Origin of the sequence: Pseudomonas yamanorum, assembly GCF_900105735.1 — a bacterium.
Taxonomy (GTDB): domain Bacteria; phylum Pseudomonadota; class Gammaproteobacteria; order Pseudomonadales; family Pseudomonadaceae; genus Aquipseudomonas; species Aquipseudomonas yamanorum.
Map to the genome: position 1 here is coordinate 2,659,919 of NZ_LT629793.1, position 25,157 is coordinate 2,685,075.

A 25,157-nucleotide genomic window follows, 5' to 3' on the forward strand; every position below is an offset into this window, starting at 1 on the left:
CATCAGTTGACTGAACCACCGCTTTCGCGAGCAAGCCCGCTCCCACAGTTGGATATCCACTCGCCGTTAGATCACTGCATCCAAGGCGGCGGCGGTGGCTCTTCCGACGCTTTGCTCGGTGGAGCATCATCGGCCGCACGGATCGCCTGGCGACGCTCTTCATCGAGCCGCGCCGCTTCGATCTCGCGGATAACACCGCCCACGTCAGCCAGCTCTTCCGGCTCGTCGAACTCGCCGGTCAAGACACTGGCCGGGTGCAGAGTGCCGGCTTCGTACAGCGCCCACATCTCCTTGGCGTACTTGGTCTTCTTCAACTCCGGGGCAAAGCGCCCGAAGTAGGAAGCCATGTTGCCCACATCCCGTTCCAGCATGGTGAACGCGTGGTTGTTGCCCGCCGCATCCACCGCCTGGGGCAGGTCGATGATCACCGGGCCCGTCGGCGTCAGCAGCACGTTGAACTCGGAAAGGTCACCGTGCACCAGGCCGGTACACAACATCAGCACGATCTGGGTAATCAGGAAGGCGTGGTATTCGCGGGCCTGGTCCGGCTCCAGCGTCACGTCGTTCAGCCGTGGCGCCGCGTCGCCGTATTCATCGGCCACCAACTCCATCAGCAGCACGCCTTCAAGGAAGTCGTACGGCTTGGGCACGCGAACGCCCGCACCGGCCAGACGAAACAGCGCTGCTACTTCGGCGTTCTGCCAGGCGTCTTCGGTTTCTTTCTTGCCGAACTTGGAGCCCTTGGCCATGGCCCGGGCCTGGCGGCTGTTGCGGACCTTACGGCCTTCCTGGTATTCGGACGCCTGACGAAAACTTCGTTTATTCGCCTCCTTGTAGACCTTGGCGCAACGTAACTCGTTGCCGCAGCGCACCACGTAAACAGCTGCTTCTTTACCACTCATGAGTGGGCGCAGCACCTCGTCGACCAGACCGTCCTCGATCAGGGGTTCAATGCGTTTAGGAGTCTTCATCAGCTTTTATTGTGGGTCCTTTATTACCAAACACGCGTATGGCACTCGTTATACGGCAATCCTCTCGCCGCGGGGAGAGGGTACCGACCTTTGACCGCTTAAGAATGCATCCAATATGCCAAATTGACCGGCGGCCGAATCATAGCCGAGATCAGCGCTCAATAATCGCGGTGACGCCCTGGCCTCCGGCGGCGCAGATCGAGATCAGGCCCCGGCCCTTGCCAGCCGCGTCCAACAGCTTGGCCAGGTTGGCGACGATCCGCCCGCCAGTGGCGGCAAACGGATGACCGGCGGCCAAAGAGCTGCCTTTGACGTTCAAGCGGCTGCGGTCGATGGAGCCCAGCGGTGCGTCCAGCCCCAGGCGGGTCTTGCAGTATTCCGGATCTTCCCAGGCCTTCAGCGTGCACAACACTTGGGCAGCGAAGGCTTCGTGGATCTCGTAGTAATCGAAGTCCTGCAGCGTCAGGCCATTGCGGGCCAGCAAGCGCGGCACGGCATACACCGGCGCCATCAGCAAGCCTTCGGCACCGTTGACGAAATCCACCGCCGCCGCTTCGCCATCGCGCAGGTAGGCGAGGATCGGCAAACCGCGCTCCTTGGCCCAGGCTTCACTGCCCAGCAGCACCAACGAGGCGCCATCGGTGAGCGGCGTCGAATTACCAGCGGTAAGGGTGCCCTTTTCGCTGCGCTCGAAGGCCGGCTTGAGGCTGGCGAGTTTTTCCAGGGTCAGGTCAGGGCGCAGGTTGTTGTCGCGGGTCAGGCCAAGAAAGGGCGTGAGCAAATCGTTTTGCCAGCCCTCAGCGTAAGACGCGGCCATTTTGTGGTGGCTTTCCAACGCCAGCTGATCCTGCTCGGCGCGGGGGATCTGCCAGGTCTGCGCCATCAATTCACAGTGCTGGCCCATGGACAACCCGGTGCGCGGTTCGCCGTTGCGCGGCAGTTCCGGCTTAAGGTGATGGGGGCGAAGTTGTAACAGGACTTTTAATTTATCCGCCATGGATTTGCTGCGATTGGCCTGCAGCAAGATTTTGCGCAACCCCTCATTCACCCCGATCGGCGCATCAGACGTGGTGTCGACGCCGCCAGCAATCCCGCTTTCGATCTGCCCCAGGGCAATCTTGTTCGCCACCAGCAACGCGGCTTCCAGCCCCGTGCCGCAAGCCTGCTGGATATCGTAGGCCGGGGTTTGTGGTGACAGCCGCGAGCCCAGTACACACTCGCGGGTCAGGTTGAAGTCCCGGGAATGCTTGAGCACCGCCCCGGCGGCCACCTCGCCAATGCGCAGGCCGTGCAGGTTGTAGCGTTCGATCAGGCCTTCCAGGGCGGCGGTCAACATCGCCTGGTTGCTCGCCGTGGCGTAAGGGCCATTGGAGCGGGCGAAGGGGATGCGGTTACCGCCAATGATCGCTACACGGCGCAATTGAGTCATGGAAAGCTCCCTTGAGGTTATGGGGTGAATCTCTGAGCCTAGCCTAGGCTCAATCGAACGACTTTCACCTATTGATGGTCCACCGTTTGAACCCCAGCACTCGGAGAGCGTTCCATGTCTGACCGTTATATCGACTTCGCCAACTCCAGCCTCGGCCATCGCCTGGTCGCCGCCATTGGCCTGCCGTCACCGGTGCGCCTGGAACGCTGGCAGGCTGGACGCCTGCGCCCGGTGGAGGGTGCGCTGCTGATCGGCGGCGGCCCGCTGGCAACAAAAATCCTGCCATTCGCCAATAAGCTGACCGACGCTATCTATAGCTACGGCACCGAATCGTCGACGGCAACCACCTGGATTCCCGGCCACGGGCCCAAGCTCAAGGCCGTGGTGTTCGACGCCAGCCAGTTGCAGCACACCGATCAACTCAAGCAGCTGCGGGAATTCTTTCAGCCGTTGATGAAGAACCTCGATCACAGCGCGCATCTGGTGATCCTTGGCCGCGCTCCGGAAAGCCTCAGCGACCCGTTCGCCGCCAGCGCCCAGCGCGCCCTTGAAGGCTTCAGCCGCTCGTTGGCGAAAGAGCTGCGCAGCGGCGGCGTCCTGCAGTTGCTGTATGTGGGCGAAGGCGCCGAAGACCAGCTGGAAGGTGCGCTGCGGTTCTTCCTCTCACCCAAAAGCGCCTACATCTCAGGCCAAGTGATTCGTTTGAATGCCTGCCCGACCCAGGTCGAGGATTGGACCCGACCACTGGCCGGGCGCAAGGCACTGGTGACCGGGGCGGCCCGAGGTATCGGTGCCTCGATTGCCGAAACCCTGGCTCGTGACGGCGCCGAGGTGATTGTGCTGGACGTGCCCCAAGCCAAGGCCGACCTCGATGCCCTGGCCGCGCGCCTGGGCGCCCGCAGCATCGCCCTGGATATCTGTGCCGAAGACGCCGCCACCCAGTTGATCGAACACCTGCCGGACGGCCTCGACATCGTGGTGCACAACGCCGGCATCACTCGCGATAAAACCCTGGCCAACATGACGCCCGAATACTGGGACGCGGTATTGGCAGTCAACCTCAACGCGCCGCAAGTGCTGACCAAGGCGCTGCTGGACGGCGGCACCCTGCACGACAACGGCCGCGTGGTGCTGCTGGCGTCCATCAGCGGAATCGCCGGCAATCGCGGGCAAACCAACTACGCCGCGAGCAAGGCGGGGCTGATCGGCCTGGCACAGGCGTGGGCGCCGTTGCTGGGGGAACGCGGGATCAGCATCAACGCCGTGGCCCCAGGCTTCATCGAAACCCAGATGACCGCACATATTCCCTTCGCCTTGCGTGAGGCCGGGCGGCGCATGAGCTCCCTGGGCCAGGGCGGCTTGCCCCAGGACGTTGCCGAAGCGGTGGCCTGGCTCGGCCAACCTGGATCGGGCGCGGTCAGCGGGCAAGCGTTGCGGGTGTGTGGGCAAAGTCTATTGGGAGCGTAAACATGGAGTGGCACACATTAGGCAGCACCCCGTCTCTGCCGCCGCTGTATTGGCGTGCGGCGCTCAAGCGCAAGATCACCGGTACCACGTTGCCGCAACAAGGGCTGCGCTGCCGGGTCAGCGTTAACCCCAAGGATGTGGACGCCTATCGCAAGGTCTGCGGGTTTGCCGAGAGCCCGGTACTGCCGGCCACTTATCCCCATATCCTGGCGTTCGGCCTGCAGATGCAATTGCTCACCGACAAGGCGTTTCCATTCCCGCTGCTGGGGTTGATCCACCTGAGCAACCGGATCCGCATCCTGCGCCCATTGGGAGGTGTGAGTGACCTGACCGTCGGTGTCTACGCGCAGAACTTGCAGCCCCATGCCAAGGGCGCGACCTTCGATATCGTAACCACGGTCGAGGATTCACTGGGGCTGCTGTGGGAAGCCGAAAGCCGGATGCTCTGTCGCGGGGTGAAACTCGATGGCGCTGCGGCGGACCACACCCTGCAAGCCCCTACCAGCGTCAGCGAGCTGACCCGTTGGAAAGCCCCCACCGACATCGGCCGCCGCTACGCCCGGGTGTCCGGCGACTACAACCCGATTCACTTGAGTGCCCTCACTGCCAGGTTGTTTGGCTTCCCCCAGGCCATCGCCCATGGGTTATGGAACAAGGCACGCACACTGGCCGCACTGAGCGAGCATTTGCCTGCGGCCAATATCGAAATAGACGTCGAGTTTAAAAAGCCGGTGCGCTTACCCAGTGAAGTAACCTTACTGACAAGTGCCGCCGGCTCCAGTGGCGAGTTACAACTAAAGGGCGCCGGGGATATTGAACACATGACGGGGCGTTGGCGGCCAATCTCCTGATAAATTGTATATATACATCCTAAGTTATAGCGGGCTATCGATAGCCCGCTATCTTTATTAACCCTATGATTTTAAACACCTCGCAGCTTCTAAACCCTCCCCCACTACATCCTTGGTATTAGTCGCTAAGCAGACTAACTCTATCTGTATATAAATTGTTAATACCAAGTTGAGCATTGCGAGATAACGCACCCGGGTCTGTTATAGCCACAACGGACGAATGTATCGCTGCCCCTAGAAACAGCGAACTTCGATAACAGCAAAGGCTGTATCTGGTGCAAGGAACTCAATCATGAAAACTCAAGTCGTGTTGTGGAAAGCAAGTACCGCGCTGGCCCTGATTCTGGCAGTTAGCCTCGGAGGCTGCAGCAGCGGTGGTGGTGGTCATCACAGTAGCGTTGCGGCGTCATCTCCGGATGCTGGCAGTGGTAGTGGCGGCGGAACGGGGGGCGGAACGGGTGGCGGCACTGGCGGCGGTACCGGCGGTGGCACTGACGGAGGCACTGGCGGTGGTACCGGTGGCGGCACAGATGGAGGTACTGGTGGTGGCACCGGCGGAGGTACCGGTGGCGGCACTGGCGGAGGGACTGGTGGCGGCACAGGTGGTGGCACTGGCGGAGGTACTGGTGGCGGCACAGGTGGCGGCACCGGCGGAGGTACTGGTGGCGGCACCGGCGGAGGTACTGGTGGCGGTACTGGTGGCGGCACAGGTGGTGGTACTGGCGGTGGCACCGGTGGCGGTACAGGTTCCACCACTCCTCTGGTCACCGGCCAGGTAGTGGGCGCTGTAGGCGGTGTTGTCGGTAATGTCGGCACCGCAGTGGGCGATCTGGGTACGACCCTGACCACGGTGCCAATTGTCGGCACTACCGCTGGCGGGTTAGTCACCGCTACGGGCACTGCCGTCAACAGCATCGGCAGCGGCCTGACTAACGGCCTGGGCACCCTGGGTACCAATAGCAACGCCTTGGGCACCACCGTTGCCGGTGTGGCTGATGGCGTGGCCGACCTTGGTACCGGCGTGTCCAACACCGGCAAGTCCCTGGGCACTACGTTGGGTGGCATTCCCGTGGTCGGAGGTTTGACCGGCGGTGTAGGCGGCGCGGCAGGTGGCCTGGTCGATAAAGTCGGCCAAACCGTGACCATGCTTGGCGACACCTTGAGCACGGCCAGCACCACCGGGCCACTGGGCGGCTTGACCAATACGGTCGGTAAAAGCGTACTGGTGCCCGTCGTCTCTCTGGTGGAAAACACCACGGGTAATCTGGGCAATAAGACGGGCCTGGGCAATCCGGTCGGTGGCTTGATCGATAAAGTGGGCGCCACTGTCACCGGCCTGGGTGGCCAGGTGGCCGGTGCCGGCGGTGCAGGCAACCCTGTCGGGACACTCGTCGGCGGCGTGTTGACTGGCGTCGGCACCACCCTTGATAAGTCGAGTGGCTACGTCAATCCGGCAACCACGGCCCCGCAATCGGGTCTGCCTGAGCTGGTCGGTGGCCTCGTCGCCAACGTCGGCAACGGGCTGAACATCGGCAACACCAATGGCACTGTCAGTGCTGCGGGCGTAACCGGTGGTGCCGTGGGCAACACCGTCGCGTCCCTCGGCACCCTGATTGGCGGCAATGGCGTAGCCAACACCGGCGCCACGGCTCCGGTCGCGGGTCTGGCGACCAATGTCGGCGCCGCACTGAACCCAGTGACGACGGGCGTTACCGGGCTGACCCAAAACATCGGCACCAGCACGGGTATCGGTGCACCGGTGAACGGCCTGGTGACCCAAGTCGGCGGCGCAGTCAGCGGTCTGGGCACCAACCTGACGGCAGCCAATGCCAACCCGATCACCAACGCCGTAGGCGGTACCCTGAATGCAGTGGGTAATACTGTCGGCTCGGTGGGCGGCTTGGTCACCGGAGGTACCAGCAGTAGCGGTGGCGGCCTGCTCGGCGGCTTGAACGTGGGTGCCAGCGCATCCGCCGGAGGCACTGCAAACACAAACACCGGTGGAGGCCTGGGCGGCTTGCTCGGCGGGCTGACCGGCAAAAAATAGAATTGCACCTGGCCATTAGACGGCCTCCCCTCCAGCGCCTACGCTTGGTTGAGACGAGAGATTCCAATGAGTCTCTCGTCTTTTTTATTGGCCAGTGAAAGGCCCTCCCGAACCGCGCCCCAGAGCCCGGCGGGAATCCGCGAAACGCTGCTGCAGTTTGACCATGGAGTGTCCTATGCGCGCCTTGACGCCTTTGTTTCTACTCACCCTGATTGCTGCCAGTGTCCACGCCGAGACCCTGCCCAGCTTCCTCAACAGCAACGACACCATTCGCAACCTGCCGGTGCCCAACCTCCCCGCCGACGCCTATCGCCCGGTCACGCCGCAGACCCAGTTGCCCGAGCCGGCCGCCACCCAGAACCAGCCGCTGTTGATGGACACCAAAGTGACCATCCGCAAGCTGCAAATCGACGGCGGCACGATCTATCCACTCAAGGACGTGGCCCAGGTTTTCGAGCCGCTGATTGGCCACGAAACCACCCTCGCCCAACTGATCGAAGCCACCCGCGGCATCACCCGCCGCTACCAGCAGGACGGCTACCTGTTGTCTTACGCCTACCTGCCCGACCAGCGCTTCGAAAATGGCTTGGTGCACGTGGTGCTGGTGGAGGGCTACATCAAGGATTACAACGTGCAGGGCGACATCGGCTCAGTCTCGGCCTACGTCGACAAGCTGGCGGCCAAGCTGCTGGGTGAACGCCCGCTGACCCGCAAGACCTTCGAGCGCTACACCACGCTGATGGGGCGTATCCCGGGTGTGACGTTGCAGGCACAAGTGCCGCCACCCGGCACCACCGATGGCGGCACGCACATGCAGATCCAGGCCAGCCGCAAACCGTTCACCACCAGCATGAGCCTGGACGAAGACAACCGTAGCGGCACGCAGGCGCTGCTGGCCGCCACCAGTAACTCCCAGACCTCGATGGGCGAGCAATTGAGCCTCAGTGGCCTGTTCCCGCCGGGCAAGGATGATGAGCATTACTACCGCCTGGGCTACAGCCAGTTCATCAATGCCGAAGGCAGCCAGTTGGTACTCAACGCTGAACGCTACCGCGCCGACCCCAACAGCAACGTACAACTGGACGGTGGCTTTGAGCTCAAGCCGCACCAGGCGATTGACCGCTACTCCATCGGCCTGTCTCACCCCTTGATTGCCTCCCCCACGGAGTCATTGACCCTTGGCACGCGCCTTTACGCGGTGGACCAAACTACCCGCTATCAACTCGTGGGTTACCCGCTGCGCTTCGACGTGGAAACCGACCTGCGAGCCCTCGCGTTCGAGGGCGACTGGCGCAAGTCCGACGACCGCCAGCTGCGGATTCTCAGCGCCGGGCTCTACCAGGGAATCAACGGCCTGGGGGCACGCACCCACAGCGATATCGAAGGCACGCAGCCGGACCTGGAATTCTTCCGCCTGCGTCTGTCGGGGGTGCAAAGCAACAAGTTCTTCGACCACTGGCAAGGCGTGGCATCGGGTGCCTTCTACTGGAGCAACGACACCCTGCCCGACAGCGAACGCGCGACATTCGGCGGGCAGAATTTCGGGCGTGGTTATCCGGATGACCAGGGCTCGGGCGACAAGGGTTGGGGCGTGGCGTATGAGGTCAACTACAGCTTCAACCGCAGTGGCGAGTGGGTAAAAATCCTGCAGCCGTATGTGGTGCTGGACAAGGCCAAGACCTGGTTCAACGAGCTGCCGGTCAAGGGCAACAACATGTCATCGGCGGCGGTGGGCCTGCGCTTCGGGGATAACAAGTACTACAACATTGCGCTGGAAGCGGCCAAGCCGATGTCGGACATCGCCCTGGACAGCTTCAATCGGCGGCCGCGGTATACGCTGAGTTTCAGCTACCAACTCTGACCCCTGGAGGAGCGAGCTTGCTCGCGAAGAGCGTCCAGACAACGCGGGGAACCAGACTGCCCGCGTTATCGTTGACGTTTTTCGCGAGCAAGCTCGCTCCTACATCAGTCTGATTTTCGGGATGGGGAAGAGGTTGTTGAGGGTGTCGATCAGGCGCACCAGATAGATCGGCTTGCGAAACAGGTCCAGCACCTGCAAGCGCAGCATGTCGCTGACATCATCCATCTCGGCATGGCCAGACATGACGATCACCGGCAGGTGCTGGCGAGCGGTGTGTTCGCGCAGGCGCTTGATCAAGGAAATACCACTCTCCTCGGGCATGCGCAGGTCGGTGATCACCAGGGCGATATCGGGGTGCAGGGTCAGCTCCTGCAAAGCGAAGGTGACCGAGGTGGCGGTAAAACAGACAAAGCCCTCATTCTCCAGCGACTCCGCCAGTTCAATAAGGGCGTCCTCTTCGTCATCCACCAAAAGGATTTGTTGCCGGGGAGACAAAGAGGCGTTCATGGGAAAATGCCTGATACGCAATAGATCATTCAGCGGAACCTGCACGTGCTTGCGCGAGGACCAGGGGTCAGGTGTGAATGGCAGCCTGTATCGCAGTAAAGACGCCGGTTATCGCCGTCCGGATGGGTGTAATAAAAGCAGCCAGCGCCACCGCAACCATCGCCGCTACCAGAGCATACTCGATACCCGACGCGCCCTCTTTCGAATAGAAAAAAACCTGGACTTTGATGAAACCCATGCGAATAAGATCAAGGAACATAATGACTTCTCCTTTGCGCCAACGGCGCTGGTATCGCGGCATCACAAAAATGATTTCGGTGTGCCACTAGAGCATTGTCAACAAACCCCATACCAACAACTGTAAGAACTGATTAATCACAAAGTATTAGTCGGCGGGCTGACGCCAAAAATCCAACTTTTGCAGAGGTTCTGGAGATATTTTTCGCCCGGTAATGGCGTTTTGTCCTAGCTGAACTACCTTCAAATAGCGAAATAGTTAGAAGCTCGAAGCGATCCGAATACGCAGGCATTAGTAGGAAAGCGCAGTGGATGCAGCAGGAAAGGGAGAGCCTTCATGAACAGTCGGATTAGCTTGATCCTCGCCGGGCTGCTATTGGTAGGTGCACTGATTGCAGGCTACTGGGGCCTGGTTCTCAGCCGCCCTGCCCCTGTCCCCCCGCCCGTGGCCCAATCACCTGAAGTGGTGCAGCCCGTCACCGAAGACCAGACACGCCAACCGGTGGTGGTCCTGGCCCATGACGTTGCACCTTTTGTTGAGCTCACCGCCGCCGACCTGGTCCTGGAAAGACTGCGCACCGTACCTGCCGGCAGCCTGACCCGCCTCGACCAGGCCGTGGGCAAAGTCCCTTGGCGGCCGCTGTCGGCCGGTACCTGGCTGACGGAGGAAAGCTTCAACCCCGGCGGCACCCTGGCGCGGATGATCCGTCCCAACGAGCGCGCCCTCGCCGTAGCGGTGGATGAAGTGATCGGTGCCGGCGGGCAACTGACCCCGGGCGATTATGTGGACGTCCTGCTCTTCCTGCGTCAGGAAGGCGGCAACCCGCAGCAGTCTGCACAAGTCATCGTGCCCGCCTTGCGTCTGCTGAGTGTGGGCGACCAATTGGGGCTGACCAACGATGGCCAGCCAGGCTCTGTACCACCGACCACCGCGGATGAAAAACTCAAGGCACAACAGAGTCGTGCCAGCGCACGTACGGTCGTCCTCGCCGTACCGGAGCAGCTCATGAGCCGGCTGATGCTCGCCGCCCAATCCGGCGTATTGCGCCTGGCCGTACGCAGCGCCGACGAACAATTGCTGAGCCAGTACTGGGCCGGTGAAACGGAGTCCGCGATCAACCTGGAAAACACCAAGCGCGATCTCTATCAGTTCAACCAACTGTCCTTCAGCCCGGTGCCCCTCAACAGCATCGGCCCAGCCAATGGCGCTCCAAAACGCTCGGGGGTCGAGGTAATACGCGGCAACCAGGTGACTCAACAAACGCCCTGAAAGAGCTAAGGATGCCTTGAATGAGCAGTCGTTCCGTGTGGTTTTTTTCACGAGTACTCTGGGGTCTCTTCGCCTTGAGCCTGCCTGTCGAGGTGGCGCTGGCGGCGTCCGGCAACTGCACAGGCCTGGGCCAACTGCCGGCGGTACTGGAGTTGGGTGAAGGCGCTCAACAGGCGATCCAATCGCCGGTACCGATTACGCGGCTGGCCATTGGCGATCCAAAAGTGGCCGACGTGCAGGTCAATGGCAACCAGGCGTTCCTGCTCACTGGCGTCGCCTCCGGCACCACCAGCCTGATGGTCTGGACGGCCTGTTCCAGCAGCCCGCGCCAGAGCATGGTGTTTGTCCAGGGCAAGGCCACGTCGGCCCTGACCAGTCTGGCCCTGTCGCCGTCCGATGACCCGACGTTGCCCAGCCAGGTGCAAACCGACATCCGCTTTGTGGAAGTGAGCCGCACCAAACTCAAGGAAGCCAGTACCTCGATCTTTGGCCGGGGCGGCAACTTTTTGTTCGGCGCCCCCAACAATGTCGCCAACGCGGCGGCCACGGGATTTCGCGGACTGCCGGTGAACAATGACACCTTCAACATCGGCTTCGGCGGTGGCCGTGTCTCGGCCATGATCAACGCCCTGGAAAGCAGTGGGTTTGCCTACACCCTGGCCCGTCCGAGCCTGGTGGCGCTCAGCGGGCAAAGTGCAACCTTCCTCGCCGGTGGTGAAGTACCAATCCCGGTGCCCAGCAGCGGCAGCAACACCATCTCCATCGAATACAAAGAGTTCGGCATCCGCCTGACCCTGACCCCGACCGTCATCGACCATGGGCGAATTTCCCTGAAGGTCGCGCCAGAGGTCAGTGAGCTGGACTACAGCAACGCAGTCACTATCCAGGGTATCTCGGTGCCAGCACTGACGGTCCGGCGCACCGACACCAGCATCTCCCTGGCCGACGGCGAAAGCTTCGTGATCAGCGGCCTGATCAGCACCAACAACACCTCAAGCGTCAGCAAATTCCCCGGCCTGGGGGACATCCCGATCCTCGGTGCGTTCTTTCGCGACTCCAACGTCAGCCGCCAGGAAAAAGAGCTGCTTATGATCGTCACCCCGCACCTGGTACAGCCGCTGGCCGCCAACGCCAAGCTGCCCTCATTGCCGGGTGAAAAACTGCGCAATTACGACCCGAACTGGTACCGCCTGTATTTCCTCGAAAACGGTAATTTCGACCGCCGCAGTGGACTGTCCGAATGAGCGAAAGCCTGAGCCAGACCTTTTTGGCAATTACCCGCAACACCACGGATCTGGAATGGCTTCAGGGGGCGCTTGCGCCCTTGGGACAGGTGGTCAGCGCCGGCGCCGGCAGCCTCGATGAACTGCTGGCACTGGTGGACGTGACGTTTGCCAACCTGGTGTTTATTGGCCTGGACCGTGAACACGTGACCACCCAGTGCGCCCTGATCGAAGGCGCCCTGGAGGCCAAGCCTCTGCTTGCCATCGTGGCCTTGGGCGATGGCATGGACAACCAGCTTGTGCTGAACGCGATGCGTGCCGGTGCGCGGGATTTCGTCGCCTACGGCTCGCGCGCCAGTGAGGTTGCCGGCCTGGTTCGGCGCCTGAGCAAACGCTTGCCGGCCGTTACCCCGAATGCCCACTTGGGCGGGCTGACCGTACTCTACGGCACCCAAGGCAATGCCGACGGTGCGCTGATCGCCAGCCACCTGGCGTTGGTGGTGCAAAAAAGCGGGCAGCAAACGTTGTTGCTCGACCTGGGCCTGCCTCTCGCTGACAGCCTGGCGCTGCTGGGGCTGGAAAGCTCTTTCCATTTCGGCGATGCCCTGCGCCACTTGCGACGCCTGGACTCCACCCTGATCAACAGCGCCTTCACCTCGGCCGAAGCCGGCCTGCGCATTCTCGCCTATCACAATAACGATGAGCCGCTGGACCGCACCAGTGCAGCTGAGCTGTACATGTTGCTCAGTGCCCTGCGCCAGCACTTCCAGCACATCGTGGTGAACCTGACCGGCCAACCCGACAGCGAAGCCTTGCGCACCTTTGTCAGCCATTGCGACAAACTATTGTGGTGTACCGACCAAAGCGTACCGGACTGCCGCCGTAACCTGGCGGTACTCAACCTGTGGCGAGAAAAAGGCATGAAGCTGGACCATGCCCGGCTGCTGGTCGACCGCTACCTCAAGGGTGCCGCCCCCGACTCGGAAGCGCTGGGCAAAAGCTTCGGGCTGGAAGTGATCGCCGTATTGCCCTGGAGCCCGGAAGTTCGCCTGAGTGCCAAAAACCAGGCGCAAACCTTATTCTCGCTGGCCCCGCGGGAAAGCCTGACGCAAGCGCTGCGTGCCTTGGGCGAGCGCCTGGCAAAACGCTCCGAAGGCCTGGAAAAACCCTCCACCAACTGGCTTAACCGCCTTCTGAGGACCAAATGAACGGCGAGAAGCTGTTTGGCGTTACCCCGCGCGGTAGCGCCGGCAACACCGATCATGACGGCCTGAAACTGGTGCTGCATCGCTACATCATCGATGCCATCGAAGAGTCGGGAAAAAACCTCCTGGAGAGCTCACGCCAATCCCTGGCGCAGTTTGTGATCGACAAGGTCGCCGAATACATCACACGTATGCACCTGGCGATTTCCCGCTACGAGATGGAACGCCTGGCAGAAGAGATCGTCGATGAACTGACCGGTTTCGGCCCGCTGGAAGTACTGCTGCGGGACCCGACGGTCACTGAGATCCTGGTCAACGGCCCGCATCGGGTGTTCGTCGAGCGCGATGGCCTGCTGCAACAAAGTGATTTGCGCTTCATTGACGACCACCATGTGGAGCGGGTAATGCAGCGCATCCTAGCGCCCCTGGGACGCCGGCTGGATGAGTCGTCGCCGATGGTGGATGCGCGCCTGCCCGATGGCAGCCGGGTCAATGCGATCATCCCGCCGATTGCCCTGGACGGCCCCTGCCTGTCGATTCGAAAGTTTCGCAAAGACATGCTGAAGAGCAGCGACCTGGTAGCCATGCAAACCATCGACCAAGGGATTTTCGAATTCTTCCAGGACGCCGTCGGCAAGCGCTGCAACATCCTGATCAGCGGTGGTACCGGCACCGGTAAAACCACACTGCTGAACATTCTCAGCCAGTTGATCAACCCTCGCGAGCGCTTGGTCACCATCGAAGACGTGGCCGAGTTGCAGCTGGGCCATCCCCACGTCGTGCGCCTGGAAACCCGGCCGCCCAACGCTGAGGGCCATGGTGAGGTGAAAGCCAGTGACTTGATCCGCAACGCCCTGCGGATGCGGCCCGACCGGATCATCCTCGGCGAGATCCGGGGCGTGGAAGTCATCGATGTGTTGACCGCCATGAACACCGGCCACGACGGATCAATGAGTACCGTCCACGCCAACAATGCCCAGGACGCGTTGCTGCGACTGGAAACCCTGGTGGGTCTCACCGGGCGGGTGGTGGCGGAAAAAACCCTGCGGCAAATGATTTGCGCGGCCCTGGATGTGGTGATCCAGCTGACGCGCCTGCCCGATGGCCGCCGCTGTGTCAGCGAAGTGGTGGAAGTGGTGGGCATACGCGAGGACGTGTATGTCACCAATACCCTGTTCCGCCACGACAAGCGCACCGGCTTCGGCTTCCTGCGGGAAGCCGTCAATCCGGCCGGTGACAAGTTGCGCCAAGAAAGTCACCTGCCGGGTTAGGAGGCCATCCCATGATCGGTCCGATTCTGCTTAGCCTGCTCGCCGTGGCCCTTCTGGTGCTGGGGATAGGCCTGATGCGCAACGGTTTGCGCAAGGCCCAGACCGACAGGGTGTTGGAGCGCTTGGCCGAAGGGCAACCCCAGTCCCTGAAAGACAACACAGTAGCCACCCGCCTGGAACGCACCTTTATCCGTGCAGGCCTTGGCAGGCCGACCGAACGCCTGGGCCTGTGGCTGAGCCTTTGGGCCTTCGGTGCCCTGCTGGGGTGGCTGGTAGGCGAGTGGATAGGCCTGTTTGTCATGGTGGCGGCACCGCCCTTGGCACTGCGCCTGTACATCGCCGTACGCTACCAGCGCCGGCTGCGCCGAATGGTCGAGCAACTGCCGCAGTTGCTCGACCACGCAGTGCGCAGCCTCAAATCCGGACGCACCCTGGCGGACGCCATCCTGAGCGGCATCGATGCCAGTGACGACCCGTTGAAAAAATCCATGGGCCGCATCAAGCGCAATGTGCAACTGGGTGTCAGCCTGCCAGAGGCCGCTCATGACTATGCCGAATTTTATGAACAGGATGAACTGCGCCTGTTTGCCCTGGGCCTCAAGGTCAACCACCGCTACGGAGGCAACGCCAGCGAGCTGCTGGAAAACCTGATCAAGATGATTCGCGAGCGCGACCAGGGCGCACGGCAATTACGCGCCATGACGGGTGAAACCCGGGTGACCGCATTGGTACTCGCAGTGCTGCCGGTGAGTGTTGCGGGCTACTTCCTGATCGTTAATCCGGTGTACCTGATGGCCATGTGGGATGACCACAGCGGCCAACGCCTGATGCTCGGTGCGTTCGCCTTGCAAGTCATCGGCTGCGTGGCGCTGTGGCGCATGTTGCGGAGTATCTGAGATGGCGATAGTGATCAGTGCCGTATTATTTCTTGCCGCGTTATTGCTGCTGGTGACCAACATCTTGAGCAGTCGTCGTCAGCAACGCCTGGTCACCCAAAGGCTGCAAGGCGAGCCAAGCCGTAACGACAAAATGAGTGAGTGGTTGCACCAACTGGGCAGCACCCGGATCGGCCAGCGCACCGTCAGCCTCGATAACGAAACCCAAACCCTGCTCAACCGCATGGGCTGGAGAAAGGCCAGCCAGCGTTCGATGTTCGCCGCCTGCCAGATCGCTTCGCCGATACTTCTGATGGGCCTGACCGCGCTGGCACTGGAGCTGTTTTTTCCCGGCACCGAGCATGGGTGGGTGATCCCCCTGCTGGCCCTGATCATCGGCTACCTGCTGCCCAAGCGAATCCTGGTTTCACTCGCCAAAAGGCGCCAGGACAAAATCGCCCGGGAAGTGGCAACCTTCATTCCCCTGGTGCGCATTCTGTTTGAGTCAGGCATGGCCGTAGAGCAGGCGCTCAGGGTCATGGCATACGACGCGCAGAAACTGTTGCCGGTGCTGACCGCCGAACTGCGCCTGGTGCTGGCACGCGTCGATTCCGGGCTGGAGTTGGGCGAGGAGTTGAACAAGGCCAGCGAGATGCTGGCCGTCGATGAGCTCAGCGACACGTGCCTGATCCTCCAGCAACTGCTGCATCAGGGCGGTGGTGCGATGAAGTCGCTGCAGTCGCTCAAGCAACTGCTGGATGACCGGCGCCTGACCCGCTTGCAGGAATACATCTCCAAGATGTCCGCCAAGATGTCCGTGGTGATGATGCTGTTCCTGTTTCCTGCGTTACTGATCGTACTGGCCGGCCCTGGCTTTATCGCCATTGCCAAAGCCTTCGCGCCTTGAGAGGACATGCAATGAAGACATTGATGATCGCCTGCAGCCTGTTGTTGTTAGGCGGTTGTGCCAGCAACGGGCAACTGCCGTGGGCGGGCTTCAGCGCACAAGGCAGTTGTGCCAAGCCAAACTCCAATCAGGAGTTGTCACTGAACCTGGCCGACGACATGGCCAACGAGGGCAAGCTTCACGCCAGCCTGGCCAACCTGCAAAACCTGCCGGACAACCTGCCCCAGGTGCGCCAGCGCCAGGCCAAGGTGTACCGCCTGCTGGGCCGCAGCGAAGCCGAACCGCTGTACCGCAGCCTGCTCGGCACCTGCATGGCCGCCGAAGGCGAGCACGGCCTTGGGCAGCTGGCTGCTGCCAGGGGGGACAACGGCCAAGCCATGGCGCACTTGCAACGCGCGGCCAGGATGTCGCCCACCGACGAGAAAATCCGTAACGACCTGGGTGTTGTGTACCTCAATCAAAGGCGCCTGGAAGACGCACGCTTTGAATTCCTCACAGCCATGGAGCTCAAGCAGAGTGATCAATTGGCGGCCATCAATCTGGTGACGCTGATGATCTATCAGGACAATTGGGAACAAGCCGCACAAGTGGCCAGCCGCATGGGCCTGAGCCCGGAACAAGTGACGCAGGCCCAAGCCCGGGCGCAGCAACTCAAGGCACCGGCCTCACCGGCGACACCACCCAAAGATCAGGTCGCAACCGTAAGCGACGCACTGCAAGCGCCGGTCAAATAGGTTTGAAGGGAGTACACAGGATGAAACTCACACGGCTCGCCACTCTGCTGTTCGCCAGCCTGCCGCTGACGGCGTTGGCTATTGAACCAGGACCTTCGTCGCCACAGCAAAAACAGACCGAAGGCTGGCTGCAGCTGCAAGTCAGCGGCGAACAAGCATCCACCCACCTGCAAAAGGCCACGCCCGCTGAACGTGACCTGACCATGCAACGCCTGCTGGAGAGTTACAAACACCCTATTCCTGAGTATTACGACCAGAAACAGGGCGGCAACACCCCAGGCGGCGGCAGCAGTAACTAGTGGGCAGTCACGCGCTGGCGTGCCGGTGAGTTATTCGGCGATAGCGCCAGCGCCAACTGGGTGCGGTTGTGCATATGGGTCAGGCGCAGCACCTGGGACACGTAGAGTTTCACCGTGTTTTCGGTGATGCCCAGCTCACAGGCAATCTGATAGTTGGTCTGGCCCTTGCCTACCAGCCTGGCGACATCCAACTGGCGTGGGGACAACTGATTGAAGATCGCCGGTATTTCAACGCGGTCAGTGTCGCTGACTTCGCCATCGGCTTCATTCGACAGGGTCGACTGCGGGCTGCTGCGCACCTTGTCGAGGTCATGATAAAGATCGTCGATGGACGCCGAGAGAAACTGCAGCTTCTGGTTCAGATGCCCCAGGTCGAGGTTTTTCTGCCGGTCTTGCAGCGCCACAACCTGGCGTTGCAACCCTTCAAGCAATTCGCCCAGATTGATTGGCTTCTGGTAGTAATCGGCAATCCCGGCACGCAGGGCCTTGATCACGTCTTGCTTGTCCGCACGCCCCGTCAACATGATGGCCTCAAAGACCCGTTGCTTGCCGGCCAGGCGTTGCAGAGCCTGGACCAGTTCGATGCCATCCATGTCCGGCATATGCAGATCGCACAGTACCAGGCCGATCTCGGCATCGTCGCGAAAACGCTCGATGGCTTGCTGGCTGGAGGCACAAGGGACGCAACGGTAACCGTTGCTTTCAAGAAATTCGCAAAGCTCTTCCACGATCAGGGGCTGATCATCGACAACGAGCACTTTCACTTCAGAGGTAAGCTTGTTCACGCGCTACTCCATGCCTGGGCAAGCCAAAGACCGACCGATCCATTCCGACCACTTTCCTATACAACATACCCATAAACGTAGACGTACTTTCCTACTATGTACATAGCGATAGCCTACGTGGCGACTAATGGGATCCAAAGCCAGGCCAGGCAAAACCCGACCCATAAAAACGGCACGAACGGCTGTCTGGCCGAGCGTTCCGGATGCAGGTACTGCAAGGTGTTCTTAAGCTCTTGATTCATCAGCGGCCACAGCCTGGGGGCCAGCAGCAGCCACGCCGCGCTGGCGAGGCCTGCGCCGATGAAAGTGCCCAATACGTAGAGGTAGTTGGTCGCCAGTCCCAATGCCGCGATCAACTTCACGTCACCGGCCCCCAGACGGCCCAGCGCGTAACCCGGCAGGGTAAACAACAGCGCCAGGGCAAATGCCCCGCCACCCTCGGCGGCAGGCGCGCCGAGCCAGGTGGTACCGCTCCAGAGCAGGTAAACCAGCGCCAGCAAGCCTGCGCCGAGGGTCAAGCGGTTGGAGATCTGACGTAGACGGATATCTTGCACAGCGCACAGCGCCAGCCAAACGAATAGGACGAGGCTTTGAATCACGTAAAAAAAATCCCTTTTTGCTGATTGATTCTATGCTGATATCAGGTAGTGGTAGTCAGGGTAGACGAGTCATGAAAAAAGACCTCCCTAGAAAGCAAAAAGGTGCCGCCGCGCTGGAGTTCGCGATGGTCTTCATGATTTTTTTTGCCGTGTTTTATGGTCTGGTCAGCTACAGCCTGCCGTTACTGTTGATGCAGTCCTTTACCCAAGCCGCCGCTGAAGGCGTAAGGCGTAGCGTCGCGCTGGACCCCTCCACGCCTAACTACATAACGGCACTGCCCAATCAGGCCGTCGCCGCGGCGCAGGCACAATTGTCCTGGATCCCCTCGTCGTTCAAGTTCCTGCCCACGTATGTCACGGCAACCTATAGCGCGAGCTCGCTGTTGACGGTGCAAATCAACTATCCAACGTCCAGCCTTCAGAACGTGTTGCCGTTTCTGGTACTGCCAGGCTTTGGGACCGTCCCCGCCCTGCCTCCCACGCTTTCGGCCCAATCGAGCATGCAGTTTTGACCTCAGGGGATAAATTGTTCGGCCGCCTGCTCGGCCGTGGCAACCACCTGGATGCGGACGCGCCGGCAGCACTGCCCACCACCGCCGCCCTGTTGTTCTACCTGGACGCCCAAGGCCGCGTGCTGGACATCCAGGGCCCGCTGCGCCATCGGCTGGAACAGCCCGCCGCGCAACCGCACCAGCCTGCCTTGCTGCTCGAATACCTCACGCCGATGAGCAGCCTGGTGATTGAAGGCACGCCCGGCGACTGGCAGGGGCAAAGCCTGGACCTGGAGTTCAAAGGGCTTGCCGGGCAAACCCTGCATACCCGCGGCTGGGTTCAACCCGAGGGCAAGGCTTGGCTCCTTCAATTGCTGGACATTGGCGACCTGATTGCCCATCGCCAACTGACTCAGCGACGCGAACACAATCAGCGCGTAAACGACCAGATCAGCGAGCAACTACGGGTCTGCAGCCTGACGCGCCTGCCCGAGGTGCTGCAAGACACTCTCCAGACCATCTCCCAGCACTGGCACGTCCCCTGCACTGCGATTGCCTTGCTGGACGAGCAGGGCCAGGAGTGGTGTATCCAGGGCTGTTACACATCCCACGACGCTCCGGCACTTTGGAGCAACGGGCAAGCCCTGGGCGCCAGCCTCGACAGCCTGGGCGGTACAGCGCCGGTGAGCCTGGGGGTAAACCGAGGCCACAGCGACCACCCGCGCCTGCAAGGGCTGTTTGGCAATACCGATGGTTTTCTGGTGCCCTATCACGATGGTCATGGCGTGGGTGCATGGTTGCTGTGCGGCCTTTATAGCCGCCAGGAACACACCAGCGACCGTGACTGGCTGCAACTGACCGCCGCCCTCGCCGCACCGTTGCTCGGCCGCCTGCGCGAACAGCACCATCAGCAGCAACTGGAGCGCCTCGACGCCCTGCAGGGACTGCTCGGCACCGGCTGGTGGGAACTGCCCCCCCACAGTGAGGACATTGAACTCGCCCCGCAGTTGCTGCACACCCTCAACCACGGCGAGTCCACCACACGGCTCTCGTTGCCGATGTGGCTCAAGCTGATTCACCCTGCCGACCGGGAAGAGCTCGCCAGCCGCCTGCAAGACCTCAAGACCCTGGGCAAGCCGCTGTCCACCAGCGTTCGCCTGCAACCTACCGACCCGACGCAAAACCCCATCTGGTACCGCGTACAGGGGCAAGCGCTGGGCTCGGGCGGGCACCGCCGCCTGGTGGGCTTCATGCTCGACATCAGCGATATAAAAAACCAGGCTCAACAGGCCGCCGCCGCCCACGCACGCCTGGACAACCTGATCGCCAGCTCCCCGGCCGTGATCTACGTGCAGCGCTACGTCGAAGGCACGCTGCAACCGGTGTTCTTCAGCGACAGCCTGCTGCCGCTGCTGGGCCGCACCCTGGCCGACTTCACCCCGGCGACGCTGAACCAATGGATCCACCCCGAAGACCGCGACCTCTACTTCGACCGTACCCGCCGACTGCTGCGCGAAGGCAACGTGCGCAGTCGCTACCGAGTGCTCGACAAACAGGGCGATTACCACTGGCTGCTGGATGAAGCCCGACTGCTACGCGACGATCTCGGGTTGCCCGTGGAAGCCGTGGGCCTGTGGCTGGATGTGACCGAGACGACCCTGGCGGCGCAACGGGTCAAGGAAAGCGAGGAACGCTATCGAATCCTGGTGGAAGACTCCCCTGCGATGATCTGCCGTTACCGCCCGGACCTGACCCTGACCTTCGGTAATACCCCCCTGGCCAACTACATGGAGTGCCTGCCTGAACAACTGCCGGGCATGAACCTCAGCCAGTGGTTGTCCGAAGAACAACGCGAGGCATTTGTGCAGCGCATCCGGCAGTTGACCCCGGAGTTCCCCGTGAGCACCGCCGAAATCAGCCTGCAATTGCCGGGGCGCACACATGCCTGGTGGGTGTGGTCGGACCGGGGCGTATTCGACGAACAGGGCCAGTTGCAGGAAGTGCAGGCCGTGGGCCGCGACAACACCGAAGTGCGCCGCTCCCAGCAGCAACTGACCCAAAGCGCCAAAATGGCCACCCTCGGCGAAATGGCCACCGGCCTGGCCCACGAGATCAACCAGCCGCTGAATGTGATGCGCATGGCCATCGTCAACGTGCTCAAGCGCTTGAGCAACGGTGATGCACAGATCGACTACCTGACGGAAAAACTCCAGCGCATCGACTCCCAGGTCCAGCGAGCCGCCCGCGTGGTGGATCATATGCGCGTGTTCGGCCGCCGCTCTGAAGTCGAACAACAGCCCTTCAACCCGGCGCAGGCGGTGGAAGGCACCTTGTCGCTGCTCACTGAAGGCCTGCGTGGCAAAGGCATAGAACTGCGGGTGACGCAGACGGACATTGCGGTGCAGGTCAAAGGCTACGTCGACCAGTTGGAGCAGGTGCTGATCAACCTGATGGTCAACGCCCGCGATGCTCTGCTGAGCAAGCGCGAACACGACCGCGACCTGCGGCCGTGGATCTCGGTGCAGATCGAACACGACAGCCGTCACGTGCGCATCTGGGTCGAGGACAACGGCGGCGGGATTGACCCACGGCTGCTGGAGCGGATTTTCGAACCGTTCTTCACCACCAAGCCGATTGGCGTGGGCACCGGCCTGGGGTTATCAGTGAGCTATGGCATTGTCGAGAACATGGGCGGCCGGTTGAGCGTCGCCAACAGTGAACATGGGGCGAAGTTTTGTGTGGAGTTGCCGGCGGTGAGCGAGGTTTAGATCACCAGATACGCATTACCCGAGTGGCAACTGAGGTTGGCGCCCACGCCGACCTGGTTAAGGTCGACTCCCAGCCCCAGCAACAGGGTATTCACCAACGAATTGATCAAGGGTATCAGCGTGGCATTCAACACGTTGAGCAACGCCGTGGTCACGCCGCTTAAAACCGATCCAAGGCCGCCGATCAGGTTGCCCAGCAGGTTCGCGTTGCCGGGGGTAGGCCCGTACATATTCAGGTTAAGCCCGGCCGTCACGCCGTTCACCGGATCGGTCAGGCCGCTGACGATATTGGTGGTGCTGTAGCTGGAGTAATACGGTGGCTGGGAAATCTCCGGCAAATTCGGCGATTGGTAGGTGTAGGGAATGTTGTAGGTACCGCCTGCCGAAATATTGGCCGATAACCCCAACCCTCCGCCTACGCCCATCACCACCGGATTGCAGAACACAATTAATGTGCAGGTCTTCGTACCGATATCGACGATCTTCAACGGCGTCACCACCACCGTAGGGGGTGTAGGGCCAGTCCCGAAAACGCTGCTGCTGGCAATCTGGCCCATCCGCAGATTGACCAGTGATGTGTTGGTGGCCGTGGTCAGGGTTTTAGTGGTCGGGCTGGCGCAGCTGTAACCGGTGACCCAACTGGCGGCACTCGCCGCATCCAGCTCGATATCGATACCCACCGGCGGCGGCAGCACTTGCAACACCGGCGAAGTACACGAGATCGCACAGGTCAACGAATTGATCACCCCGACCAGGTTCAGGCTGAGCAGCGCGTCCAACGTACCCAGCAGCGGGCTCACCAACCCGGTCACCGCGTTAGTCAGCGTGGAGACGGTGTTGAGTATCGGCAGGTTAACCGACAGCTTCGTGCGTAACTGAGCCGTTTGTACGTAAATCCGGTTTGGGCCGGTCATGGGATTCTGCCCGGCCGCCGTGGCAAGCGCCGGGTTACCGATGGCCGACAGCTGTGGCGGCTGCAACACCTGGACGCTGGCAGTGATTTGCGCCACCCCCGGCAAGTTGATAGGGAAACTGGCCACCAGTCCGTTTTGCTTGTTGGCCAATTGCACGAACCCCTGAATCAGGTCGAACACCCGCATGTTGACCGCCAGGGCGGCGACGCTGGCACCACTCTCCACCGACAGCACATTGCCCAGCACCACCGTGGTCGCACCCGCTGCGACTTTCAGGGCCTGTAGGCTGGCAATGGTCGCAGTGGCCGACAATGTATGCGTGGGGTCCAGCACATTGATTGCCGACTGAATCAGTTGGCCAACCGCGATGGTGTTGCCCAGTACCTGTGTATAACCACCGGCCGTCAGCCCCAGGTCGAGCTTCAGTTGGTTCAGGTAACTCAGCAAAGAAATATTGGTGTTGATCAGGCCGTTCCAGCCCGCCACCGAGAGATTCACGGCGCCGCCCAACAATCCGCCGGTCAGCGCGTTAAGCAGGGGCGCGTTGTTCGTATCCACGACCAACGCCGTGCTGCGAATGGTCAATGACGCCAGCGGCGGCCCCAGTGCGGCGACCGCCACTGCATTCACCGTCGTCTGCGCGGTCACCGCAGTACCGTTGACCATGTTCCATATGCCGCCGGCGACGCTGGTCGCCACGGTCTCGGAGGCTACCACCTGAATCGCATCGTTTTTAGTGGCGTTGGCGCTGAAGACCCGCTGATTGCTGGCATTGGTCACCAACGTGCCGCAGGTGACCGCCAGTGCCCGGGTGTTGGCGACAATCGTGAAGCCATTGCGCGTGGCGTTCTGCGTGGCGTAATCGTTGGCCGTGGTGCTCGGTGCGCATTGCCCGCCACGATTGGCAGCCTCCAGGGCTGCCGTATCGGCCACGGACTGCAACTTGCGCTTTTCCAGGTACAGGCGACTGCTATCGATAACCAGCAACAGGAATACCAAGGCGATGCCCAGGGTCACGGCCGCAATCAAGCCAATCGCACCACGCTGCCTTGCATACCCGGGCAGGCGACCGGAACGAAGTCGAAGAGACATCGAGCACTCCTTTGCCGGCAGATTGCCGAGCGCTTACTCTCCTGTGTTGCCTGGGAGTGTAGTCAAGAGCGGCGGGGGCTGCAGGCCAGTCGCCATAGATCGGCGACTGGCGGAGGGCTGATCAAGCAATTAATGAGGCGGGTAGTTGGACAGCACCTTGGTCACCGTGGCACGAATAGCGGCGCTGCGGTCCTGTGGCTCGGGCGAACTGGCGAGGATTTGCTCATCGCTGCCACGCCACACCAGTTTGCCGTCCTTGCCGTCGAGCAAGTCGATCTGGATGGTGGCGACCTTGTAGGTAATGTTGCGGGTTTCGTTATACATCGGCGCGCCCCAATAACCATTCCACGGGCCACCCCAGGCGCCGCCGTAGTTGGTGGTGACTTGTTGCTGGCGGTCTTCGACGATCAGGTAGGTCTGCACATTCAGGTCAGCCTTAGTACCCGGCGCCGCAGGGCGCAGGCCACGCTGGTCGAGTTGCTCGCCCACGGCCTGGCGGATGCGCTGTTCGGTGAGGTCACTCTTGATCCGCGGGTCATCCGGGCGGTATTGCAGCGCGGGTTCTTTCCAACTCCAACTGCGGTACGCGCCAAAGTCCCGGCTGGCGTCGAAATCATGGTTGACCTGGCTGGTCTGGCAACCGCCCAGCAACACAACAACAGCAAGTGCAGCAATACGACGAAGCATGGTTGTTCTCCAAAAGACGATCCGGGCCTGAGATGAGAATAGCTGCTAACTGGGTGGGTAGGCAGTCATTGCCTTTTGCATCGCCTCACGCAGGGAATCGGCGCGTTCGCTGAGGCTGCCCTGGCTCGTGGTTTCGGCGCTGGTGCTCCAGACCGGCTGGCGGGTACGCGCGTCGAACAAGCTGATGCGCGCCACCGCCACTGTCACTTCATAGGTGCGTACCACCGGCACGCTGTTGTACATGCCGTAGCCGTTGCCGTAGCGGTTATAGCCGCCGTAACCGTAGCCATAGTCGTCCTGAACCTGGCGCAGGCGCTTTTCCAGGCGCACATCGGCGCTCACCAGCAGGTCGGGGGCGCGGTTGTCATGCAAAGGGCGCAGGCCGCGCTGGTCGAGGGCGCCGCTGACGGCCTCGGCGATCTGCGCCGAATCGGCCCAGGCCGAACCCGCCGGCAGTTGGTTGTTGAGCCAGGCCCAACTGCGATAGGCGCCATAGTCGCGCACCGGCGCAGGGTAGGCGCTGGCATCAAAGGTGTTGGCCGCCTGGGCAGGGGCCGGCGGCATCGGGGCGGATGCCGCCACATACGGGTTGGGGCTTTGGCAACCCGCCAGGCCCAGGCCCAGCAGGATCAGTCCAAGACAGCGCTTCATTTCGACCTCCGCAGAC

Annotated in this window: 23 protein-coding genes; 14 read left to right on the forward strand and 9 right to left on the reverse strand. The window is 61.5% G+C overall.

Going from position 1 to position 25,157, the window contains the following annotated elements; translation table 11 throughout:
- Positions 1-71 precede the first annotated feature (71 nt).
- A complete protein-coding gene (locus BLU46_RS12770) occupies positions 72-971 on the reverse strand; it encodes a PA4780 family RIO1-like protein kinase (protein WP_017478460.1) in 900 nt (299 codons plus the stop codon).
- Between the two features lie 151 nt (positions 972-1,122).
- Positions 1,123-2,400 carry an acetyl-CoA C-acetyltransferase gene (locus BLU46_RS12775; RefSeq protein ID WP_063033295.1) on the reverse strand — a complete coding sequence of 426 codons (1,278 nt, stop codon included), beginning with the start codon at positions 2,398-2,400 and terminating at the stop codon, positions 1,123-1,125.
- Positions 2,401-2,514: 114 nt separating this feature from the next.
- On the opposite strand from BLU46_RS12775, the gene BLU46_RS12780 reads away from it, so the two are divergent.
- The 4 genes from BLU46_RS12780 to BLU46_RS12800 all read left to right on the forward strand — a co-directional run bounded on the left by BLU46_RS12780 (position 2,515) and on the right by BLU46_RS12800 (position 8,626).
- Positions 2,515-3,867 carry a 3-oxoacyl-ACP reductase gene (locus tag BLU46_RS12780; protein WP_093202186.1) on the forward strand — a complete coding sequence of 451 codons (1,353 nt, stop codon included), beginning with the start codon at positions 2,515-2,517 and terminating at the stop codon, positions 3,865-3,867.
- 2 nt (positions 3,868-3,869) lie between these two features.
- The gene (locus BLU46_RS12785) at positions 3,870-4,718 is read left to right on the forward strand and encodes a MaoC family dehydratase (protein ID WP_093202189.1); all 849 of its coding nucleotides are present in this window, start codon (positions 3,870-3,872) and stop codon (positions 4,716-4,718) included.
- A 292-nt stretch (positions 4,719-5,010) separates the two neighbouring features.
- A complete protein-coding gene (locus BLU46_RS12795) occupies positions 5,011-6,765 on the forward strand; it encodes a collagen-like triple helix repeat-containing protein (protein WP_231988887.1) in 1,755 nt (584 codons plus the stop codon).
- A 175-nt stretch (positions 6,766-6,940) separates the two neighbouring features.
- Positions 6,941-8,626 (forward strand): ShlB/FhaC/HecB family hemolysin secretion/activation protein, encoded by a 1,686-nt coding sequence (locus tag BLU46_RS12800; protein ID WP_063033300.1) that lies wholly within the window; start codon positions 6,941-6,943, stop codon positions 8,624-8,626.
- Positions 8,627-8,725: 99 nt separating this feature from the next.
- Here the strand turns inward: BLU46_RS12800 and BLU46_RS12805 are convergent, their stop codons facing one another.
- Both BLU46_RS12805 and BLU46_RS12810 read right to left on the reverse strand, forming a co-directional pair.
- Positions 8,726-9,133, reverse strand: coding sequence for a response regulator (locus BLU46_RS12805; RefSeq protein WP_017478453.1), 408 nt, complete (start codon positions 9,131-9,133; stop codon positions 8,726-8,728).
- A gap of 67 nt (positions 9,134-9,200) precedes the next feature.
- A complete protein-coding gene (locus BLU46_RS12810) occupies positions 9,201-9,392 on the reverse strand; it encodes a Flp family type IVb pilin (protein WP_063033301.1) in 192 nt (63 codons plus the stop codon).
- Positions 9,393-9,707: 315 nt separating this feature from the next.
- Here BLU46_RS12810 and cpaB point away from each other — a divergent pair, with 315 nt between their 5' ends.
- The 8 genes from cpaB to BLU46_RS12850 are packed head-to-tail and all read left to right on the forward strand — an operon-like array spanning position 9,708 to position 17,154.
- Positions 9,708-10,640 carry a Flp pilus assembly protein CpaB gene (gene cpaB, locus BLU46_RS12815; RefSeq protein WP_063033302.1) on the forward strand — a complete coding sequence of 311 codons (933 nt, stop codon included), beginning with the start codon at positions 9,708-9,710 and terminating at the stop codon, positions 10,638-10,640.
- Positions 10,641-10,660: 20 nt separating this feature from the next.
- Complete coding sequence (locus tag BLU46_RS12820) at positions 10,661-11,884, forward strand: type II and III secretion system protein family protein (RefSeq protein ID WP_093202192.1); 1,224 nt, start codon at positions 10,661-10,663, stop codon at positions 11,882-11,884.
- Complete coding sequence (locus BLU46_RS12825) at positions 11,881-13,071, forward strand: pilus assembly protein (protein ID WP_063033304.1); 1,191 nt, start codon at positions 11,881-11,883, stop codon at positions 13,069-13,071. The genes BLU46_RS12820 and BLU46_RS12825 overlap by 4 nt, the downstream gene beginning before the upstream one ends.
- A complete protein-coding gene (locus BLU46_RS12830) occupies positions 13,068-14,339 on the forward strand; it encodes a CpaF family protein (RefSeq protein ID WP_063033305.1) in 1,272 nt (423 codons plus the stop codon). The genes BLU46_RS12825 and BLU46_RS12830 overlap by 4 nt, the downstream gene beginning before the upstream one ends.
- Positions 14,340-14,350: 11 nt before the next feature.
- Positions 14,351-15,235 (forward strand): type II secretion system F family protein, encoded by an 885-nt coding sequence (locus tag BLU46_RS12835; protein WP_063033306.1) that lies wholly within the window; start codon positions 14,351-14,353, stop codon positions 15,233-15,235.
- A gap of 1 nt (position 15,236) precedes the next feature.
- The gene (locus tag BLU46_RS12840; protein WP_063033307.1) at positions 15,237-16,121 is read left to right on the forward strand and encodes a type II secretion system F family protein; all 885 of its coding nucleotides are present in this window, start codon (positions 15,237-15,239) and stop codon (positions 16,119-16,121) included.
- A gap of 11 nt (positions 16,122-16,132) precedes the next feature.
- On the forward strand, positions 16,133-16,855 hold the full coding sequence (locus BLU46_RS12845; RefSeq protein WP_063033308.1) for a tetratricopeptide repeat protein: 723 nt from the start codon (positions 16,133-16,135) through the stop codon (positions 16,853-16,855).
- A gap of 20 nt (positions 16,856-16,875) precedes the next feature.
- Positions 16,876-17,154, forward strand: coding sequence for a DUF3613 domain-containing protein (locus tag BLU46_RS12850; RefSeq protein ID WP_063033309.1), 279 nt, complete (start codon positions 16,876-16,878; stop codon positions 17,152-17,154).
- Here BLU46_RS12850 and BLU46_RS12855 read toward each other — a convergent pair.
- Together BLU46_RS12855 and BLU46_RS12860 are read right to left on the reverse strand one after the other, a co-directional pair.
- Positions 17,151-17,939 carry a response regulator transcription factor gene (locus BLU46_RS12855; RefSeq protein WP_063033310.1) on the reverse strand — a complete coding sequence of 263 codons (789 nt, stop codon included), beginning with the start codon at positions 17,937-17,939 and terminating at the stop codon, positions 17,151-17,153. The genes BLU46_RS12850 and BLU46_RS12855 overlap by 4 nt on opposite strands.
- A gap of 113 nt (positions 17,940-18,052) precedes the next feature.
- Positions 18,053-18,538, reverse strand: a complete 486-nt coding sequence (locus tag BLU46_RS12860; RefSeq protein WP_093202195.1) for a prepilin peptidase — start codon at positions 18,536-18,538, stop codon at positions 18,053-18,055.
- 71 nt (positions 18,539-18,609) lie between these two features.
- Between BLU46_RS12860 and BLU46_RS12865 the strand changes: the two genes are divergently transcribed.
- Positions 18,610-19,050: a TadE/TadG family type IV pilus assembly protein gene (locus BLU46_RS12865; RefSeq protein WP_063033311.1), complete on the forward strand. Its 441-nt coding sequence runs from the start codon at positions 18,610-18,612 to the stop codon at positions 19,048-19,050.
- Positions 19,047-21,797: a PAS domain-containing sensor histidine kinase gene (locus BLU46_RS12870; protein ID WP_093202198.1), complete on the forward strand. Its 2,751-nt coding sequence runs from the start codon at positions 19,047-19,049 to the stop codon at positions 21,795-21,797. Before BLU46_RS12865 ends, BLU46_RS12870 begins: the two co-directional genes overlap by 4 nt.
- Here the strand turns inward: BLU46_RS12870 and BLU46_RS12875 are convergent.
- The 3 genes from BLU46_RS12875 to BLU46_RS12885 all read right to left on the reverse strand — a co-directional run bounded on the left by BLU46_RS12875 (position 21,794) and on the right by BLU46_RS12885 (position 25,141).
- Positions 21,794-23,803 carry a pilus assembly protein TadG-related protein gene (locus BLU46_RS12875; RefSeq protein WP_172834533.1) on the reverse strand — a complete coding sequence of 670 codons (2,010 nt, stop codon included), beginning with the start codon at positions 23,801-23,803 and terminating at the stop codon, positions 21,794-21,796. The two genes, BLU46_RS12870 and BLU46_RS12875, sit on opposite strands and share 4 nt — an antisense overlap.
- A 129-nt stretch (positions 23,804-23,932) precedes the next feature.
- Positions 23,933-24,490: a DUF4136 domain-containing protein gene (locus tag BLU46_RS12880; RefSeq protein ID WP_003212927.1), complete on the reverse strand. Its 558-nt coding sequence runs from the start codon at positions 24,488-24,490 to the stop codon at positions 23,933-23,935.
- Positions 24,491-24,535: 45 nt separating this feature from the next.
- Positions 24,536-25,141: a DUF4136 domain-containing protein gene (locus tag BLU46_RS12885; RefSeq protein WP_063033315.1), complete on the reverse strand. Its 606-nt coding sequence runs from the start codon at positions 25,139-25,141 to the stop codon at positions 24,536-24,538.
- Positions 25,142-25,157 lie beyond the last annotated feature (16 nt).

What these genes read in the sequence shown, in the direction of transcription:
- BLU46_RS12880 (WP_003212927.1), bottom strand. Translation starts at nt 24,490, where the DNA reads ATGCTTCGTCGTATTGCTGCACTTGCTGTTGTTGTGTTGCTGGGCGGT.
- cpaB (WP_063033302.1), top strand. Translation starts at nt 9,708, where the DNA reads ATGAACAGTCGGATTAGCTTGATCCTCGCCGGGCTGCTATTGGTAGGT.
- BLU46_RS12835 (WP_063033306.1), top strand. Translation starts at nt 14,351, where the DNA reads ATGATCGGTCCGATTCTGCTTAGCCTGCTCGCCGTGGCCCTTCTGGTG.
- BLU46_RS12865 (WP_063033311.1), top strand. Translation starts at nt 18,610, where the DNA reads ATGAAAAAAGACCTCCCTAGAAAGCAAAAAGGTGCCGCCGCGCTGGAG.
- BLU46_RS12810 (WP_063033301.1), bottom strand. Translation starts at nt 9,392, where the DNA reads ATGTTCCTTGATCTTATTCGCATGGGTTTCATCAAAGTCCAGGTTTTT.
- BLU46_RS12785 (WP_093202189.1), top strand. Translation starts at nt 3,870, where the DNA reads ATGGAGTGGCACACATTAGGCAGCACCCCGTCTCTGCCGCCGCTGTAT.
- BLU46_RS12825 (WP_063033304.1), top strand. Translation starts at nt 11,881, where the DNA reads ATGAGCGAAAGCCTGAGCCAGACCTTTTTGGCAATTACCCGCAACACC.
- BLU46_RS12780 (WP_093202186.1), top strand. Translation starts at nt 2,515, where the DNA reads ATGTCTGACCGTTATATCGACTTCGCCAACTCCAGCCTCGGCCATCGC.
- BLU46_RS12830 (WP_063033305.1), top strand. Translation starts at nt 13,068, where the DNA reads ATGAACGGCGAGAAGCTGTTTGGCGTTACCCCGCGCGGTAGCGCCGGC.
- BLU46_RS12885 (WP_063033315.1), bottom strand. Translation starts at nt 25,141, where the DNA reads ATGAAGCGCTGTCTTGGACTGATCCTGCTGGGCCTGGGCCTGGCGGGT.
- BLU46_RS12840 (WP_063033307.1), top strand. Translation starts at nt 15,237, where the DNA reads ATGGCGATAGTGATCAGTGCCGTATTATTTCTTGCCGCGTTATTGCTG.
- BLU46_RS12850 (WP_063033309.1), top strand. Translation starts at nt 16,876, where the DNA reads ATGAAACTCACACGGCTCGCCACTCTGCTGTTCGCCAGCCTGCCGCTG.
- BLU46_RS12795 (WP_231988887.1), top strand. Translation starts at nt 5,011, where the DNA reads ATGAAAACTCAAGTCGTGTTGTGGAAAGCAAGTACCGCGCTGGCCCTG.
- BLU46_RS12820 (WP_093202192.1), top strand. Translation starts at nt 10,661, where the DNA reads ATGAGCAGTCGTTCCGTGTGGTTTTTTTCACGAGTACTCTGGGGTCTC.
- BLU46_RS12845 (WP_063033308.1), top strand. Translation starts at nt 16,133, where the DNA reads ATGAAGACATTGATGATCGCCTGCAGCCTGTTGTTGTTAGGCGGTTGT.
- BLU46_RS12800 (WP_063033300.1), top strand. Translation starts at nt 6,941, where the DNA reads ATGCGCGCCTTGACGCCTTTGTTTCTACTCACCCTGATTGCTGCCAGT.
- BLU46_RS12805 (WP_017478453.1), bottom strand. Translation starts at nt 9,133, where the DNA reads ATGAACGCCTCTTTGTCTCCCCGGCAACAAATCCTTTTGGTGGATGAC.
- BLU46_RS12875 (WP_172834533.1), bottom strand. Translation starts at nt 23,803, where the DNA reads ATGTCTCTTCGACTTCGTTCCGGTCGCCTGCCCGGGTATGCAAGGCAG.
- BLU46_RS12770 (WP_017478460.1), bottom strand. Translation starts at nt 971, where the DNA reads ATGAAGACTCCTAAACGCATTGAACCCCTGATCGAGGACGGTCTGGTC.
- BLU46_RS12775 (WP_063033295.1), bottom strand. Translation starts at nt 2,400, where the DNA reads ATGACTCAATTGCGCCGTGTAGCGATCATTGGCGGTAACCGCATCCCC.